Source organism: Actinomycetospora endophytica, assembly GCF_021026375.1.
GTDB lineage: Bacteria > Actinomycetota > Actinomycetes > Mycobacteriales > Pseudonocardiaceae > Actinomycetospora > Actinomycetospora endophytica.
Genome location: NZ_JAJNDB010000008.1, coordinates 178,083 through 195,240, shown reverse-complemented (window position 1 = coordinate 195,240; position 17,158 = coordinate 178,083). Strand labels below are relative to the sequence as shown.

At 73.8% G+C, this 17,158-nt stretch carries 13 protein-coding genes; 4 read left to right on the top strand and 9 right to left on the bottom strand.

What is annotated here, in order from left to right; genetic code table 11:
- Window positions 1–36: 36 nt before the first annotated feature.
- Window positions 37–3,843: a multifunctional oxoglutarate decarboxylase/oxoglutarate dehydrogenase thiamine pyrophosphate-binding subunit/dihydrolipoyllysine-residue succinyltransferase subunit gene (locus tag LQ327_RS29425; protein WP_230739577.1), complete on the top strand. Its 3,807-nt coding sequence runs from the start codon at window positions 37–39 to the stop codon at window positions 3,841–3,843.
- A gap of 6 nt (window positions 3,844–3,849) precedes the next feature.
- Complete coding sequence (locus LQ327_RS29420; protein ID WP_230739575.1) at window positions 3,850–4,017, top strand: DUF6104 family protein; 168 nt, start codon at window positions 3,850–3,852, stop codon at window positions 4,015–4,017.
- 58 nt (window positions 4,018–4,075) lie between these two features.
- Here the strand turns inward: LQ327_RS29420 and LQ327_RS29415 are convergent, their stop codons facing one another.
- The 6 genes from LQ327_RS29415 to LQ327_RS29390 form a co-directional block, all read right to left on the bottom strand.
- A complete protein-coding gene (locus tag LQ327_RS29415; protein WP_230739573.1) occupies window positions 4,076–5,008 on the bottom strand; it encodes an ABC transporter substrate-binding protein in 933 nt (310 codons plus the stop codon).
- Window positions 5,005–5,817, bottom strand: a complete 813-nt coding sequence (locus tag LQ327_RS29410; protein WP_372460779.1) for an ABC transporter permease — start codon at window positions 5,815–5,817, stop codon at window positions 5,005–5,007. The genes LQ327_RS29415 and LQ327_RS29410 overlap by 4 nt, the downstream gene beginning before the upstream one ends.
- Window positions 5,804–6,484 (bottom strand): ABC transporter permease, encoded by a 681-nt coding sequence (locus LQ327_RS29405; protein ID WP_230739571.1) that lies wholly within the window; start codon window positions 6,482–6,484, stop codon window positions 5,804–5,806. The genes LQ327_RS29410 and LQ327_RS29405 overlap by 14 nt, the downstream gene beginning before the upstream one ends.
- Window positions 6,481–7,536, bottom strand: coding sequence for an ABC transporter ATP-binding protein (locus tag LQ327_RS29400; protein WP_230739569.1), 1,056 nt, complete (start codon window positions 7,534–7,536; stop codon window positions 6,481–6,483). Before LQ327_RS29400 ends, LQ327_RS29405 begins: the two co-directional genes overlap by 4 nt.
- A gap of 91 nt (window positions 7,537–7,627) precedes the next feature.
- Window positions 7,628–10,684 carry a putative bifunctional diguanylate cyclase/phosphodiesterase gene (locus LQ327_RS35070; protein ID WP_230739567.1) on the bottom strand — a complete coding sequence of 1,019 codons (3,057 nt, stop codon included), beginning with the start codon at window positions 10,682–10,684 and terminating at the stop codon, window positions 7,628–7,630.
- Window positions 10,685–11,078: 394 nt separating this feature from the next.
- Window positions 11,079–12,317: an NAD(P)-dependent malic enzyme gene (locus LQ327_RS29390; RefSeq protein ID WP_230739565.1), complete on the bottom strand. Its 1,239-nt coding sequence runs from the start codon at window positions 12,315–12,317 to the stop codon at window positions 11,079–11,081.
- Window positions 12,318–12,625: 308 nt separating this feature from the next.
- Here LQ327_RS29390 and LQ327_RS29385 point away from each other — a divergent pair, with 308 nt between their 5' ends.
- Window positions 12,626–13,240: a dTDP-4-dehydrorhamnose 3,5-epimerase family protein gene (locus LQ327_RS29385; RefSeq protein ID WP_230739564.1), complete on the top strand. Its 615-nt coding sequence runs from the start codon at window positions 12,626–12,628 to the stop codon at window positions 13,238–13,240.
- A gap of 58 nt (window positions 13,241–13,298) precedes the next feature.
- Here LQ327_RS29385 and LQ327_RS29380 read toward each other — a convergent pair whose 3' ends face one another.
- Both LQ327_RS29380 and LQ327_RS29375 read right to left on the bottom strand, forming a co-directional pair.
- Window positions 13,299–15,053 carry a lytic transglycosylase domain-containing protein gene (locus LQ327_RS29380; RefSeq protein WP_230739563.1) on the bottom strand — a complete coding sequence of 585 codons (1,755 nt, stop codon included), beginning with the start codon at window positions 15,051–15,053 and terminating at the stop codon, window positions 13,299–13,301.
- 57 nt (window positions 15,054–15,110) lie between these two features.
- A complete protein-coding gene (locus tag LQ327_RS29375) occupies window positions 15,111–15,815 on the bottom strand; it encodes a TetR/AcrR family transcriptional regulator (RefSeq protein WP_230739562.1) in 705 nt (234 codons plus the stop codon).
- A 70-nt stretch (window positions 15,816–15,885) separates the two neighbouring features.
- On the opposite strand from LQ327_RS29375, the gene LQ327_RS29370 reads away from it, so the two are divergent.
- Window positions 15,886–16,647, top strand: coding sequence for an SDR family NAD(P)-dependent oxidoreductase (locus LQ327_RS29370; RefSeq protein ID WP_230739561.1), 762 nt, complete (start codon window positions 15,886–15,888; stop codon window positions 16,645–16,647).
- 12 nt (window positions 16,648–16,659) lie between these two features.
- Here LQ327_RS29370 and LQ327_RS29365 read toward each other — a convergent pair whose 3' ends face one another.
- Window positions 16,660–17,025: a S24/S26 family peptidase gene (locus tag LQ327_RS29365; RefSeq protein ID WP_230739560.1), complete on the bottom strand. Its 366-nt coding sequence runs from the start codon at window positions 17,023–17,025 to the stop codon at window positions 16,660–16,662.
- Window positions 17,026–17,158 lie beyond the last annotated feature (133 nt).

Sequence of the window (17,158 nt, the reverse complement as noted above, 5' to 3'; positions counted from 1 at the left end):
TTCCATTCCCGCACGTGATTGAGGCGATTTCGAGCCGTGTCGACGAGTAGCCCGGCAGCTCAGTTCGGTCCCAACGAGTGGCTGGTCGACGAGATGTACCAGCGCTACCTCGCCGACCCGGACTCCGTGGACACGGCCTGGCACGAGTTCTTCGCGGACTACGCTCCCTCCGACGGAGAGAGCACCACCGCGTCCTCGTCCGGCACCTCCTCCACGGGGGGTGACACGCGCGCGGCGGCCAACGGATCCGCCCCGGCGTCGTCGTCGGCCGGCGGCACCGCGAACGGGAATGCGCCCGCCCGCAGCGCCGCCCCGGCGCAGCAGGCGAGCGCGTACACCCCGTCCGGCACCACGACCTCCGACGGCCCGACGACGGGGCCGGCCGCGCCGCGCCCGTCGGGCACGGACGCCAAGGGCGAGACGAAGCCCGCGGCGGGCTCGACCAGCCCGGCGAAGTCGTCCGGGCCCGGCTCGGAGGACGAGACCGTCAAGCCGCTGCGCGGCGCCGCCAACGCCATCGCCAAGAACATGCAGGCGTCGCTGGAGCTGCCGACCGCGACCAGCGTGCGCGCCGTGCCGGCGAAGCTCCTGGCCGACAACCGCATCGTCGTCAACAACCACCTGCGCCGGTCCCGCGGCGGCAAGGTCTCGTTCACCCACCTGCTCGGCTACGCGATGGTCCGTGCCCTGCAGGAGTTCCCGAACATGAACCGGCACTACGGGACCGACGAGAAGGGCAAGCCCGCGGTCGTCGACCCGGGGCACGTCAACCTCGGTCTCGCGATGGACCTGCAGGGCAAGGACGGGTCCCGCTCGCTCGTCGTGGTGGCGCTCAAGGGCTGCGAGAAGCTGAACTTCGCGCAGTTCTGGGCCGCGTACGAGGAGATGGTCCGCAAGGCCCGCACCGGGAAGCTCACCACCGAGGACTTCGCGGGCGTCACGATCAGCCTGACCAACCCGGGCACGATCGGGACGAACCACTCGGTGCCCCGCCTGACGGTCGGCCAGGGCACGATCGTCGGCGTCGGCGCGATGGAGTACCCGGCCGAGTTCCAGGGCGCGAGCGACGAGCGCCTCGCGAACATGGGCATCAGCAAGATCGTCACGCTGACGTCCACGTACGACCACCGCATCATCCAGGGCGCCGAGTCCGGCGACTTCCTGCGGCGCATCCACAACCTCGTGCTCGGCGAGGACGGGTTCTACGACGAGATCTTCGCGTCGCTGCGCATCCCGTACGAGCCGATCCGGTGGACCCAGGACCTGCCGGAGACCTCGATCGACCGCACCGCGCGGATCATCGAGCTGATCGACGCGTACCGGACCCGCGGCCACCTGATGGCCGACACCGACCCGCTGGACCACCCGCAGCGCCGGCACCCGGACCTGGACATCCAGACCCACGGGCTCACGCTGTGGGACCTCGACCGCGAGTTCCCGGTCGACGGGTTCGCGGGCCGGCAGCAGATGAAGCTGCGCGACATCCTCGGGGTGCTGCGCGACTCCTACTGCCGGACCATCGGCGTCGAGTACATGCACATCCTCGACCCCGAGAAGCGCGACTGGCTGCAGGAGCGCATCGAGGTGCCGCACGAGAAGGTGCCGGTCGCCGAGCAGAAGTACATCCTGTCGAAGCTCAACGCCGCCGAGGCGTTCGAGGCGTTCCTGCAGACCAAGTACGTCGGGCAGAAGCGCTTCTCGCTCGAGGGCGCGGAGACCGTCATCCCGCTGCTCGACGCGGTGCTCGACGAGGCCGCGGCGCACGAGATGGACGAGGTCGTCGTCGGGATGCCGCACCGCGGCCGCCTCAACGTCCTCGCGAACATCGTCGGGAAGCCGGTCTCCCAGATCTTCCGCGAGTTCGAGGGCAACCTCGACCCCGGCCAGGCGCACGGCTCCGGCGACGTGAAGTACCACCTCGGCGCCGAGGGCAAGTTCTTCCGGATGTTCGGCGACGGCGAGACCACGGTGTCGCTGACCTCGAACCCGTCGCACCTCGAGGCGGTCGACCCGGTGCTCGAGGGCATCGTGCGCGCCAAGCAGGACCTGCTCGACAAGGGGCAGGAAGGCTTCACGGTGCTGCCGGTCGCCATGCACGGTGACGCCGCGTTCGCCGGCCAGGGCGTGGTCGCCGAGACGCTGAACCTCGCGCTGCTGCGCGGCTACCGCACCGGCGGCACGGTCCACGTGATCGTCAACAACCAGGTCGGCTTCACGACGGCGCCGGAGCACACCCGCTCCACGCACTACTGCACCGACGTGGCGAAGATGATCGACGCGCCGGTCTTCCACGTGAACGGCGACGACCCGGAGGCCTGCGTCTGGGTGGCGCGGCTTGCCGTCGAGTTCCGCGAGCGCTGGAACTCCGACGTCGTGATCGACATGATCTGCTACCGGCGCCGCGGCCACAACGAGGGCGACGACCCCTCGATGACCCAGCCGGAGATGTACGACGTCATCGACGCCAAGCGCTCGGTGCGCAAGACGTACACCGAGTCGCTCATCGGCCGCGGCGACATCTCCCTCGACGAGGCCGAGCACGCGCTGCGCGACTACGGCAGCCAGCTCGAGCACGTGTTCAACGAGGTCCGCGAGCTGGAGAAGGCGCAGATCGAGCCCAGCCCCTCGGTCGAGTGGGAGCAGGCGGTCCCGAACTCGCTGAAGACCGCGGTGCCGCTCGACGTCATCCAGCGCATCGCGCGGGCGTTCGTCGAGCTCCCCGAGGGCTTCACCGTGCACCCGCGCGTGAAGCCGGTGCTCGAGCGCCGCGGGAAGGCCGCCGCGACCGACACCGAGGAGGGCATCGACTGGGCGTACGCCGAGCTGCTGGCCTTCGGCTCGCTGCTCGTCGACGGCAAGCTCGTCCGGCTCTCCGGGCAGGACTCCCGCCGCGGCACGTTCGTGCAGCGCCACTCGGTGCTGATCGACCGGCACACCGGCGAGGAGTACGTCCCGCTGCGGCACCTGACCGCCGACCAGGGCCGGTTCATGCCCTACGACTCGGCGCTCTCCGAGTTCGCCGCGGTCGGCTTCGAGTACGGCTACTCGGTGGTCAACCACAACGCGCTGGTGCTGTGGGAGGCCCAGTTCGGCGACTTCGTCAACGGCGCCCAGTCGATCATCGACGAGTTCATCTCGTCCGGTGAGGCGAAGTGGGGGCAGACCTCGGACGTCGTCCTGCTGCTCCCCCACGGCCACGAGGGCCAGGGCCCGGACCACACCTCGGGCCGCATCGAGCGGTGGCTGCAGCTGTGCGCGGAGGGCTCGATGACGGTGGCGCTGCCGTCGTCGCCGGCCAACTACTTCCACCTGCTGCGCCGCCACGCGACCGACGGGGTGCGCCGCCCGCTCGTCGTCTTCACCCCGAAGTCGATGCTGCGCAACAAGGCCGCGGTCAGCCCCGTCGAGGAGTTCACCTCCGGCGGGTACCACCCGGTGCTCGACGACCCGACGTTCGCCGACAACGCGAGGGCCTCGGGCGCCTCCCGGCTGCTGCTCTGCGCCGGCAAGCTCTACTACGAGCTCGTCGCGGCCCGCGAGAAGGCCGGGAGGACCGACGACATCGCGATCGTCCGTCTCGAGCAGCTCTACCCGATCTCGCCGGACGAGCTCTCCGCGATCGTCGGCCGGTACTCGACGGTCGACGACATCGCCTGGGTCCAGGAGGAGCCGGCCAACCAGGGCGCGTGGCCGTTCTTCGGGCTGATGCTCCCGGACAAGGTGCCCGCGCTGCGGGGGCTGCGCCGGATCTCGCGGCGCCGGATGGCTGCGCCCGCGGCCGGCGTCGCCAAGGTGCACGAGGTCGAGCAGAAGGCGCTGATCGCCGAGGCGATCGAGCAGTAGGCGCTCATGTACTTCACCGACCGCGGGATCGAGGAGCTCGAGGACCGGCGTGGCGAGGAGGAGGTCACGCTGGCCTGGCTCGCCGACCGGCTGCGGGCGTTCGTCGACGTCCACCCCGACGACGCGGGCGCGGCGGAACGGTTCGCGACGTTCCTGGCGCGGGACGAGGAGTAGGCGCGAGCGCCATGTGAACGATTTTGGTCGTCCCAGCGACCAAAATCGTTCACATGCGTCAGCCGATGCCCGCCGAGGACAGCCAGTCGCGGGCGACCTGCGACGGGTCCGGCTTGTCGGGCCCGTCGAGGCGGCGGTTGAGGTCGGTCAGCGTCGCGGTGTCGAGCTTCGACGAGACCTGGTTCAGCACGTTCGCGACGGTCGGGTCGGCCAGCTTCGCCCCGTTGACCAGCGGCACGACCTGCTGCGCGGCGAAGTTCGACTTCGGGTCGTCGAGGATGACGAAGTCGTTGGTCGGGATCGAGGAGTCGGTGGTGAACAGGTCGGCGGCCTGGACCGAGTTGTCCCGGAGCGCGGCGACCGTCAGCGGCCCGCCCGAGTCGAGCGCGCGGAACTCCTTGAACGAGCACCCGTAGCTCTTCTGCAGACCGGGGATGCCGTAGGCGCGGGTCTGGAACTCGGGCGGCCCGCCGAAGGTCACCGTCGTGCAGAGCCGCGCGAGGTCGGTGATCGAGCGCAGGTTGTTCTGCGTGGCGAACGCCTTGGTGACGACGACGGCGTCCTTGTCCTCGGCCGCGCTGGGCTGCAGCACCTTGAGCGCCGGCGGCAGCTTCTGCTGGACCTGCGCGTAGACGTCCGCGGGCGCGGTCGCCGTCGCCTGCGGGTCGAGGTACTGCAGCAGGTTGCCGGTGTAGTCCGGGATGAGGTCGATCGACCCGTCGCGCAGGGCCGGGAAGTAGGTCTCGCGGCTGCCGATGCCGAACTGCCGCTCGACCTTCACGCCCTTGATCGACAGCGCGGTCGCGTAGATCTCGGCGATCAGCCGGTTCTCGGTGAAGTTCGCCGACCCGATGCGCACCGTGTCGGCCGCCGACGGTGCCTGCGGGCTCTGCGCGAGCGGGTCGCCCCCGCCGCCGCACGCGGCGAGCAGGAGCCCGAGGGTGGCCAGCACGGCGGCGCCGAGCGAACGTGCGGAGCGCGACGGTGTCACGGGGCGGTCCTTCCTGACGGAGCGGGGACGGGAACGACGTCGGGTCCTGACGACGGGTCAGGGCCCGACGACCGGTCGGGGTCCGACGACCGGTCGGAGCCGCGGGCCGCGAGGAAGGCTGCAACGCGGCGGGCCGCGCGGTCCCCGGGGCGGCCCGGCGCGACGGCGCGGCCGAGGGCCTGCAGCGCCAACTCCAGCACGATCGCCAGCACGGCGACGAGGATCGCGCCGCCCGCCATCTGGGCGAAGTCGCGCTGGGCCTGGCCGTCGACGATGTAGCGGCCGAGACCGCCCAGCGAGACGTACGCGGCGATCGTCGCCGTCGCGACGACCTGCAGCGTCGCGGTCCGCAGCCCGGCGACGATCAGCGGCAGCGCGTTGGGGAGCTCCACCTCGAGCAGGATCTGCCGCTCGGTCATGCCCATGCCGCGGGCCGCGTCGACGGCCGCCGGGTCCACGCCCGCGACGCCGGAGTAGGTGCCGGCGAGCAGCGGCGGGATCGCGAGCAGCATGAGCGCGAGCACCACCGGGAGCAGGCCGAGCCCGATGAGCAGCACGAACAGCACCAGCACGCCCAGCTCGGGCAGCGAGCGCAGCCCGTTGGCGATCCCCACGACGACCAGCCGCCCGCGGCCGGTGTGCCCGATCCAGGCACCGATCGGGACCGCGATCACCGCGGCGACGAGCACCGCCAGCGCGGTGTAGCCGAGGTGCTCGGCCAGGCGGGCCGGGATGCCGGTCGACGACGACCACTGGGCGGGTGCGGCGAACCAGGCCACGATCCGGGTGAGCACGTCAGACCCTCGCACCGACCGTGGCGTCGTCCTCGGCCGCCGACCGTCCCGGGCCCCGCGCCGCCCGAGTCCACGGCGCGAGCAGGCGCCCGACGAGCACCCAGAGCGCGTCGAAGATCAGCGCCAGGACCACGATCGAGACCAGCCCGAACACGATCTGCGCGGTGTAGAAGCGCTCGAAGCCCTGCGTGAACAGCGCGCCCAGTGCGCCCTGTCCGATGATCGCGCCGACCGCGACCAGGCTGAACGAGCTCACCGTCGCCACCCGCAGCCCGCCGATGAGCACCGGGACGGCGAGCGGGAGCTGGACGCCGACGAGCAGCCCGCCCGGGCGGTAGCCCATCGCGACCGCCGCCGTCATGACGTCGTCGGGAACCTCGTCGAGCCCGTCCACGACGGTGCGGACCAGCAGCGCCACCGCGTAGAGCACCAGCGCGGCGGCGACGTTGAGCGGGTCGAGGATGCGGGTCCCCAGGATCAGCGGCATCACGACGAACAGCGCCAGCGACGGGATCGTGTAGAGCACCCCGGTCAGCGGGACGAGGACGCGGCGCACCGCGGGCACGCGCCACGCCCACCACCCGAGCACCAGGCTGATGACGAGCCCGATCAGCACCGGCACGACGGCGAGGACCACGTGCTCGGCCGCCAGCGGCAGGATGTCCTCGCCGAAGAGCCTCAACGAGCCGCCCCGGCCGGGTCCGAGGACCGGTGCAGCAGGGCGATCACGGCCTCCGCGTCGATGCCGCCGAGCAGCCGGCCGTCGCCGTCCACCGCCACCCCGCGGCCCGACGGCGAGCTCAGCGCCGCATCGAGGGCGCCCCGCAGCGACCCGCCGTCGGCGCGGTACAGCGAGCCCACGGCGACGTCCTGGCCGTCGTGACGCCAGGTGACCGGGCGGCGGTCGTCGTCGAGGACGAGCACCCAGCCACCCTCGCCGTCGTCGGGACCGGTCGGCAGGTCGGTGAGCGTGAGCTCGCCCGCCCCGAGGAACTGCAGCCGCCGGTAGCCGCGGTCGCGGCCGACGAACTCCGCGACGAAGTCGTCGGCGGGCGAGGACAGCAGCTCGGCGGGGTGCGCGAACTGCGCCAGAGTGCCGCCCACCCGGAGCACCGCGACCATGTCGCCCAGCCGGATCGCCTCGTCGATGTCGTGGGTGACGAAGAGGATGGTGCGGCCGAGGTCGGACTGCAGGCGCAGCAGTTCGTCCTGCAGGTCGGCGCGCACCACCGGGTCGACCGCCGAGAAGGGCTCGTCCATGAGCAGCACCGGCGCGTCGCCGGCGAGCGCGCGGGCGACGCCGACCCGCTGCTGCTGGCCGCCGGAGAGCTGGGCGGGATAACGGGAGCCGACGCGCGGGTCGAGCCCGACGCGCTCGAGCAGCTCGGCGGCCGTGGTGCGCGCCTCCCGGCGGCTGCGGCCGAGCAGCACGGGGACGGTCGCGACGTTGTCGAGCACCGTGCGGTGCGGGAAGAGCCCGGCATTCTGGATGACGTAGCCGATCCCGCGGCGCAGCGCGGCAGGGTCGCGGCCGCCGACGTCGGCGCCGTCGAGCAGGACCTGGCCCGACGTCGGGTCGACCATGCGGTTGACCATCCGCAACGTGGTCGTCTTGCCGCAGCCGGACGGCCCGACGAGGACGGTGATCTGCCCCTCGCGGGCGGTCAGCGAGAGCGATCGCAGGGCGACGGTGCCGTCGGGGTACGCCTTGCCGACGTCCCGGAACTCGATCACCGGACGGACGCTAGCCGAAAGGTGCGCCACGCGCTTGTGAGCACAAATCGTCGCCATAGCATCAATTTGTGCTCACGAGCGCGGAGCGCACCTACGAGGCGTCGGCCACCTCGGCCGTGATCGGGCCCGACGCGAGGATCTCCTCGAGCGCGGCGGACGGCATCGCCCGGGCGAACAGCCAGCCCTGATAGGCGTCGACGCCGAGGTCGCGCAGCACCGCGAACTGGTCGAGGTCCTCCACCCCCTCGGCCACGCAGGTCTGGCCGATCGCGGCGGCGAGCTCCACGACCGCCCGCGCCACCGCCCGGTCGGACTCCCCCGTCGCCACGCCGCGGACGAACCCGCGGTCGAGCTTGACGATCTGGGCGGGCAGCCCGGTCAGGCGGGAGAGCGACGAGTAGCCGGTGCCGAAGTCGTCCACGGCGAACCGCACGCCCGCCGCGATGAGTTCGTTCATCTCGCGCAGCGTCGCGGGCGGCAGGTCGGCGAGGCAGGTCTCGACGAGCTCGAGCACCAGCCGGTCCCACGGCAGCCCGGCCTCGGTGACCGCCTCGTTGACGGTCGCGAGGAAGTCCGGGTCGCCGGGCAGCAGGCCCGCGAGGTTCACCGCGACGGACGCCGCCGGGTACCCGTCGTGGGTCGGCCACGTCGCCGCCTCGCGCACCGCGGTCCGCAGCACCCAGCGGTCGAGGTCGCCGAGCAGGTCCGCGGCCTCGGCGACCGGCAGGAACTTGTCCGGGAAGATCAGCCCGTGCTCGGGGTGCTGCCAGCGCACCAGCGCCTCGGCGGTCTGCACCCGGCCGTCCGGCGCGACGACCGGCTGGAAGTGCAGCACCAGCTCGTCGTTGACCATCGCCTGGCGCAGCTGGGACTCCAGCTTCAGCGCCTCGTCGGCGCCGCGCATGATCGCCTCGTCGGCCAGCGCGAACCGGTTGGACCCGCTCTTCGCCTCGAACAGCGCGGCGTCCGCGAACCGGACGAGGTCGGCCGTGGCCGGGTGGTCCGGGGCGTCGTCGGCGGCGGTGGCGAGCACCTGCTCCACGGGGTCGCCCGCGAGGTCGATGTCCGGGTCCCCGGAGGAGGCCGGCAGCCCGAGCGTCGCGCCCGCCGCGGCTCCGATCGTCGCCGAGACCCGGACCAGCTGGCCGTGCACCGGAACCGCCGTCCGCAGGATGCGCCCGACGGCCGCCGTGAGCTCGTCGAGTCCGCCGTGGGCGTCGACGTCGGCGCAGAGGACGACGAACTCGTCCCCGGAGTGGCGGGTGGCGGTGCACCCGGCCGGCAGGCTCTCGCGGAGCCGGTCGGCGAGGACCACCAGCAGCTCGTCGCCGGCGTCGTGGCCGAGCGAGTCGTTGACCCGCTTGAAGTTGTCGAGGTCGCAGAACAGCACCGCGGTCCGGCGCGCGCTCGGGCCCGCCAGCAGGTGGGACACCGCGCGGGTGAGCGCGCGACGGTTCGGCAGGCCGGTCAGCTCGTCGTGCATCGCCTGGTGGCGCAGTGACGCCTCGACCCGGCGGTTCTCCGTCACGTCGGTGAAGACGACGAGGTGGGTGGCCCGCCCGATGTCGTCGACCGACACCGAGACGTGCAGCTCGGCCCACACCGGCTCGGTGACCGCACCCCGCGCGCCCCGCTCACGGCGGCGCAGCGCCCGCGCCGGGCACGACCACGAGATCGAGCCGGCCGAGCCCGCCGGACGGCCGAGCAGCGGGGTCGCACCGGTCGTCGCGACGCCGGGCGAGAGGGCGGCGCGCTCGGCGGACAGGTCGAGCAGTTCATCGGCACGGCGACCGCGCAGCGCCTCCTGTCCCTCACCCAGCAGCCGGCACAGCGACTGGTTGGCCTGGACGAGGCGCTCGTGGTCGTCGAACAGCGCGACGCCCACCGGGGCGACCGCGAGCAGGTCGGTGAACCGCTGCGTCGAGGTGCGCATCTGCGTCTCGATGGCGCGGCGCTCGGTGACGTCCTCGACGGCGCCCGCGACGACGACCCGCTCCCCGACGACGGTCCGTGTCGCCTTGACGTGCAGGACACGGGCGGGATCGTGCGCGGGACGGACCTCGAGGTCGAGCGGGACGTTCTCCTCGAGCATCGCGCGCCAGCGCGCCCCGACCTGCGGCCGGTCGACCGGATGCACGCACTCCGCGACGTGGGCCCGCTGCAGCGCGCCGAACGGCGGCAGCCCGAACAGCGAGCGGGCCACCGAGGTGAGGGTCCAGGAGTCGCGGGTGCGGTCGTTCTCGAAGGAACCGACCCCGGCGAGGCGGCTCAGATCCTCGAGCCGGCGGCGCTCCTCGGCGACGGCGGCGTCCACCGCGCGCCGCTCCTTGTCGGTGGGCGGCGCGGCCGGAGCCGTCAGGTCGCTGACGTCCACCACGAGCAGGGCCTGGTGCGGCGTCCCGGGAACCTGGCGCCAGCGCACGATCCGGACCGGCAGCGGCGCCCGGCCGGGTCGGAGCACCTCACCCTGGTCGCCGGCCGACGACCCGCGGGTGACGACGGCCTCGACCGGGCGCCCGACCAGGTCCTCCGCGGGCACCCCGGCCAGGCGCGCGAACTCGGGCGAGACCGTCACGACGTGGCCCACCGCGTCGAAGAGGACGACGGGGCCGTCGGGCATCGGCCCCGGCACACCCGCCGTCGTGTCCGCCGCGACGGCGACCGTCGGAGCGGCGACCACCGGCTCGTCGGACCGGGTCTCCCGACGACGGCGGACGGTCGGTGACGGACGCTCGGCGCCGGCCTCGGCGCCCTCCGACCGGGCCGACCGCGGCGGCGTGATCGCCGGGACCGTCGCGGGCAGCGCGGGGGTCCGGGCCGCCGGGACGCCGGCCGGGGCGTCCTGCCCGTCGTCCTCGGGGGTCGCGACCGGGGCGTCCGGAACCGGGGCGTCGAGCGCCGGGGCGTCGGGGCGCGCCGGCCGCACGCGGGGCACCGTCGGAAGCGTCGCCGCGTCGTACCCACGGCCCGCGTCGTCGTGCCCGTCCGCGTCGCGACGAGGGCTCATGAACACACCCGAGGCCGTCGGCTGGGCGGGCGACGGGAGCGCCGGAGGCCCGGCGGGCCCCCGGGTGGACGCCACCTCGGCACCGTCGTCCTCCGAGACCCGGACGACGGTGAGTCGTGGCGTGCGCCCCGCTCCGTTCACGCGATCGCTCCTTCACCGACGGACTCCGCGTCGCCCCGTCCGGGTCGACTGTGCCGTCTCCTGATCACCGCAACGAAGGAGACCCCGCCGGGGTCCGGGCACATCACCCTGTCGAGTGGCCCGTGGCGCCGACCGTCCTTTTCCACGCGGTCGGGTGGCATCAAGTCGAGCGTTCTGTCTCAACCCGAACGATGAACGGTCTCCGAACTCCCGGTGGATGCGACGAACGGCACAACCTCCACCGCGTGTCGCTCCAACGCGCACTGGTTCACCCAGACGCGTGTCGGTTCGCACGGTACGTGGGAGATCGTCCGCGTCAGCGGTCACCGACGAGCCGTGACCGGTACCCGAGCCCCGATCGGTTCATCCCTGATCACCCGAGTGTCCGTGCGACTCAGCGTTCGTCGTGGCTCGCGACCTCCGCGACGTGCCGCCGGACGACGCCGTCCGACCCCGCCGCGTCGGCCACGGCAGCCGTCACCGCCGGCGCCACGCGCGGGTCGAGCGCGCTGGGGACGATGTGGTCGACCCCGAGGTCCTCGGAGGCGATCCGGAAGATCGCGTCCGCCGCCGCGAGCTTCATGTGCTCGGTGATGCGCCGGGCGGAGGCGTCGAGCGCCCCCGCGAAGACGCCCGGGAACGCCAGCACGTTGTTGATCTGGTTCGGGTAGTCGCTGCGGCCGGTCGCGACCACCGACGCGTGTGCGCGGGCCACGTCGGGGTCGATCTCCGGGTCCGGGTTGGAGAGCGCGAACACGATGGCGTCCTCGGCCATCGTCTCGATCACCGACTCGGGCACCGTCGAGCCGGAGAGCCCCAGGAACACGTCGGCGCCCTGCATCGCCGACGCGATGTCGCCCCGCAGTCCGCGCGGGTTGGTCTGCTCGGCCAGCGCGTACTTGGCGACGTTCATGTTCTCGCGCCCGGTGTGGATGACCCCGCGGGAGTCGAGCACGGTCACGTCCTCGACCCCGGCCTCGAGCAGGATCTTCGCGCAGGCCACGCCGGAGGCGCCCGCGCCCGAGACGACGACCTTCAGCGGCTCCAGATCCCGGCCCAGCGCCGCCGCAGCACCGCGCAGCGCGGCGAGCACGACGATCGCGGTGCCGTGCTGGTCGTCGTGCATCACCGGGCAGTCCAGCGCCTCGATCAGCCGGCGCTCGATCTCGAAGCAGCGCGGCGCCGCGATGTCCTCGAGGTTCACGGCACCGAAGGACGGTCGCAGGTGGGTGAGGGTCTCGACGATCTCGTCGACGTCGGTGGTGTCGAGCACCAGCGGGATGGAGTCCAGCCCGGCGAACGCCTTGAACAGCGCCGACTTGCCCTCCATCACCGGCAGCGACGCCCGCGGGCCGATGTCGCCCAGGCCGAGCACCGCGGTGCCGTCGCTGACGACCGCCACCAGCCGGTGCGTCCAGGTGTAGCGGGCGGTCAGCGCCGCGTCGTCGGCGATCGCGCGGCTCACCTTCGCCACGCCCGGGGTGTAGGCGATCGAGAGGTCACGGCGGCCCTGGAGCGCCACGGTGGGCGCGACCGAGAGCTTGCCGTTCTCGTGCGACGCGAAGATCTCGTCGTCGGTGAGGTCACGGCCGTCGATGTCCGGGGTGCTCGTCCCGGCGTGGATGCTGCTCACGCGGTCCTCCTACGTGTGGTGGGTCGCGGGGTGGAGGACGGCGTCGCCTCGCACCGCGTGGGGCGCGGCGGGGCGGTCGCCGTCGGCGATGGTCGGGTGCCGGCGGTCTCGGGCCGGCGGGGTCTCGGGCTCGGGCAGGTCGGGATCAGGGTGCGGATCCAGCCGCCCGGCGCATCCGGGCGGACGGGGTGGGCCCGGACCGGTCGATCCTGACGGCTCCCGCGCCCGCTGTCCGTGCTCCGTCGGGCGGGTCACGTCTCGACCGCGGCGCGGCGGACGCACCGACGGGGCCACTAGGCTGCCGCGGCGTGAAGGCCGAGGAGCTCGCCGTACCCGGTGCGTGGGTGTTCACCCCGCCGGTGTTCCCCGATGCGCGCGGGGCATTCGCAGCGCCCTTCCAGGCGGAGGTGTTCGCCGGGACGGTCGGGCACCCGCTGCATGTGGCGCAGGCCAACACGAGCGTATCCCGCCGCGGCGTGGTCCGCGGACTGCACTACGCCGACGTGCCGCCCGGCCAGGCGAAATACGTCCAGTGCTCCGCGGGCGCCCTGCTCGACGTGGTGGTGGACATCCGAGTGGGATCGCCCACCTTCGGCCGCTGGGACGCCGTCGTGCTCGACGCCGAGGGGCTCCGCGCGGTCTACCTCTCCGAGGGTCTCGGGCACGCGTTCCTGGCACTCGCCGACGGCACCGTGGCCACCTACCTCTGCTCGACGGCCTACAACCCGGGGGCCGAGCACGGCGTGAATCCGCTCGACCCCGAGCTCGGCCTGCCCTGGACCGAGCACGTGCCCGCCGACGAGCTCGTGCTCTCGGCCAAGGACACCGAGGCGCCGTCCCTGGCCGAGGCCCGCGACGCCGGAGCCCTGCCCGACGCCGAGGCCTGCCGGGCTCGGATGGCCGCGCTGATGGCCGCGAGTTAGCTACTACACAGCGTGATGTTGACTCACGCTGCGTGATGCATCGGGTCGTTGCCCAGCGTCACGACCACGCGGTCCCGATCGTGGCGAGGGCGGTGCGCGCCCGGTCGGCGGCGACACCCGCGGTAGGCGGCACCGTCAGCACGGTGCGTCCTCCCGCGACGGCGCGACCGACCCCGGTGGCGGGGGTGGGCGGGGCGGGCGCGCCCGTGTCGGCCGTGACCGCGACGAGGAGCGGGCCGTGCGGTCCGCGCACCGTGCAGGTGGTGCGCCCCGCGCCCGGGCCGGCCTCGCTCGACGCCGTCACCTGCGCCGCCGGGACACCGAGCGCGCGGGCGACGACGGGAACCGCGGCGGTGCAGCGCGCGGCGGGGGTCGTGGTGGGCGGGGTGGTCGTCGGCGGGGTGGTCGTCGGCGGGGTGGTCGTCGGCGGGGTGGTCGTCGGCGGGGTGGTCGTCGGCGGGGTGGTCGGTGTGGTCGTGGTCGGCGCGGGCTGACGAGGCGTCGTCGACGACGGCGCCGCGGCCGGTGCGGGCACGCTCGGCGCCGGTGCAGGCCTGGTCGGTGACGAGGCGGCCACCGGCGCGGGCTTGGTCGGCGCAGGTCTGCTCGACGACGGCCTCGTGCTCGGCGGGCCGGTACCTGCGGCAGTCGTTCCCGGTGTCGTGGTGACCGGGACGGTCGTCGTACCCGGCGTCGTCGAGGTGCTCGAGAGCGGGGAGCCCGGCGCCGGGCGACCGACCGCCAACGGAGCGGCGCCGGTCGTCGTCGGGCCCGCACCGGTCGTCGTCGGCGCGGTCGCGGCCGGGGCGCCAGCAACAAGATCCGAACCCGGTGAGCGTGTCGCGATGGTCCCCGGGCGTGTCGCTCCCGAACTCGTGATCACCGGCGCTCCGGGCCCCGCCCCCGGCACCACAAGCCCCGCACCCGCCGTCGCCGGCTCCGGGAGCGCCGCCAAGGTCGGCGCACCGTCGGCGAGCGTCTCGCCGGTCTCGGTGGGCGTCGTCGAGTCCGGCACCGGCAGCGCGCCGGAGGCGTAGGCGTCCGCCCACCGCAGCACCGTCGCGACGTAGGCCTCCGAGTGGTTGTAGCGGAACACCGCGTCGTGCCGGGCCGACGCCGAGGTGAGGTCGCCACCCCCGGCGCACAGGTAGCGGGCGGTGGCGAGGCCGGCGTCGAAGACGTTGTCGGGGTCGGCGCGCCCGTCGCCGTTGCCGTCGGCGCCGTAGGTCCGCCAGCTCGACGGGATGAACTGCGTGGGGCCGACCGCCCGGTCCCAGACGGCGTCGTGGTCGAGCCGCCCGCCGTCGGTGTCGGGGATCGCGGCGTTGCCGCCGGTCCCGGTGAGCCGCGGGCCGAGGATCGGGCGGAGCGTGGTGCCGTCACCGTCGACCGCACCGCCGGACGCGTGACCGGACTCGATCTTCCCGATCCCCGCGACGAGCGGCCAGGTCAGGCGACAGCCGGGCGCGCTGCGGTCGACGGTGGTCGCCGCCGAGCGGTACGCGGCGAGCACCGTCTCGGGGATGCCGAGCCCGGACCCGGTCACGGTCGGGCCGAGACCGGGGTCGCCGGGCAGGGCTCCCGCCGGAGCGTCCGGGAGCGGGACGGGCGTGGGGTCGGGGAGCCGGCCGGTCGCGCCGAAGGCGGTGGTGTCGGGCGGGGGCAGCGCGGTCACGGTGGTCACCGGCGCGCCCGGGCCGCCGCCCCCGAGGACGGCGAGCAGGACCAGCGCGCCGAACGCGCAGGCGATCGGCGCCCGTCGGCTGCGACGGCAAGCCCGATGGCTGCCCCGCGGCCGGTGATCGTCCCCCACGTGCTGTCCCCGTCCCCCCGGATCGGTGCGCCCGGACGGTGATCTCGTCCCCGGGCGTCACGGGGAACGTCGTCCGCGGGGGTGCTCCGCGCTACCGGGAGTCCCCTGATCGCGCGCGACCGTCGCCGTCTCGTGACCCGGCGGTGTCCGGGCCGGGACCGACGGGCCCATGAGCTCCACCCGTCGCACCGCATCCGCCAGCCACGAGCGCAGCGCGGCCGTCTCCGCGTCCGGGTCGTCCGCCTCCGCCGCGACCCGCCGGACCTCCGGTGCGGTGAACGACCGGACGATCCCGACGAGCGCGATCGCGGCGAGCCGGTCGGCGGGTTCCGGGGGCGACTCGTCGGCGAGGGCCTCGGCCACCGCGTCCTCGCACTCCGCCCACAGCCGCAGGAGCCGGGAGCGGAGCGCCGGCGCGTCCCCCGCCCGGCGGAAGTACCCCTCGAGCCCCGCCGGACCGGGTGCGTCCAGCGCACCCTCGAGCACCTGGCCGACCGCGCGGGCCGGGCTCCGCTCCCGCGACCGCACGGCGGCGACGAGCGCGTCGAGCAGGGCGGTGTCCGCGAAGGCCAGGTCCTCCTTCGAGCGGAAGTAGACGAAGAGCGTCTTCACCGACACGTCGGCGCCGTCCGCGATCTCGGCGACCGTGACGTCGTCGTACCCGCGCTGCTCGAACAGCTGCTGGGCGACCTCGAGGATGCGCGCCCGCGTCGCGGCCTTCTTCCGCTCCCGCAGCGGGAGCCGCTCCCCCGGAGGACTCACGCCCTCATCCCACCACGACGACGGGTGGCGCTCACATAGGTGAGTGACTTACCTTTGATACCGACTGAGGGTGAGTGACGTGGACTGGACGGGGCGGGTGGCCGTGGTCACCGGCGGGAGCAGCGGGATCGGCCGGACGACGGCCGCCGAGCTCAGCGCGCGGGGTGCGGCGGTGGTGATCGTCGGACGGGACGAGGGCCGCCTCGAGACGGCACGCGCCGCGATGCCCGGACCGGGAACGGTGACGGCCGTGGCCGCCGACCTGCGCCGCGAGGAGGACGTCGACCGGCTCGTGGCGACGGTCGGCACGCGGCACGGCCACCTCGATCTGCTGTTCGCCAACGCCGGGGTCTCCGACGCACCGCCACCGGCCGAGACCACCCGCGCCGACGTCGACCGCCTCTTCGACACCAACGTCCACGCGGTGTTCACGACGATCGTGCGGGCGCTGCCGCTCATGGCCCGTGGCGGCGCCGTCGTCGCGACCAGCTCCGTCGCCGAGGCGAAGGGCCGCCCGGCCGACCCTCTCTACGCCGCGAGCAAGGCCGCCGTGCGCAGCCTCGTGCGCACGCTCGCCCTCGACGAGGACGTGCTCGCCCGCGGGGTTCGCGTCAATGCCGTCACGCCCGGGTGCATCGCCACGCCGCTCACCGACCAGGAGGACGCCGAGATGCAGGCCGCGATCGACGCCTGGGTCGCCGACGCGGTGCCGATGGGTCGCTGGGGCCGGCCCGAGGAGGTCGCGCACGCGGTGCTCTTCCTGGCCGGTGACGAGGCCGCGTACGTGACCGGCAGCGAGATCCTCGTCGACGGCGGCCTGGCGCAGACCTGACCCGATCCCGGCTCAGCGGCGCGGCAGCCGCCCCGGCGCCGGCCACAGGCGGTGGGTGACGACGGCGAGCGCGACGGCCGGCCCGAGGCTGCGCGAGTCGGTCGAGGCGGTGGAGGCGTCGCCCACCGCGAACCAGCAGGCGCCGGCAGGATCGTCGTCGGGGAAACGCAGCGCGAGCCGCTTCACCGAGAGCTGCCCGGGCCGCTGCGGCCAGCGCACGAGCGCCACCGCACCGTCGGCGGGTCGCAGCCACCCGACGGCGAGGACGACGTCGCCGTCGCGCAGGGTGGGAGCCATCGAGCCGCCGCGGACGGTGACGCGGCGCGGTACCCCGCGCACCGAGCGCAGAAACCCCGCCCGCAGCCAACCCTTGCGCATCGACAGCCCTCCCGACCAGCGGTGATGATTCCCGGTGCCGTCCGTCGCCACACGGGTTGACGGTCACGTCCGCGCGGCTGCCCGGCGGGCCGCACGGGAGTAGGTTGGGCCACGGTCGGAACGATCATCGTGT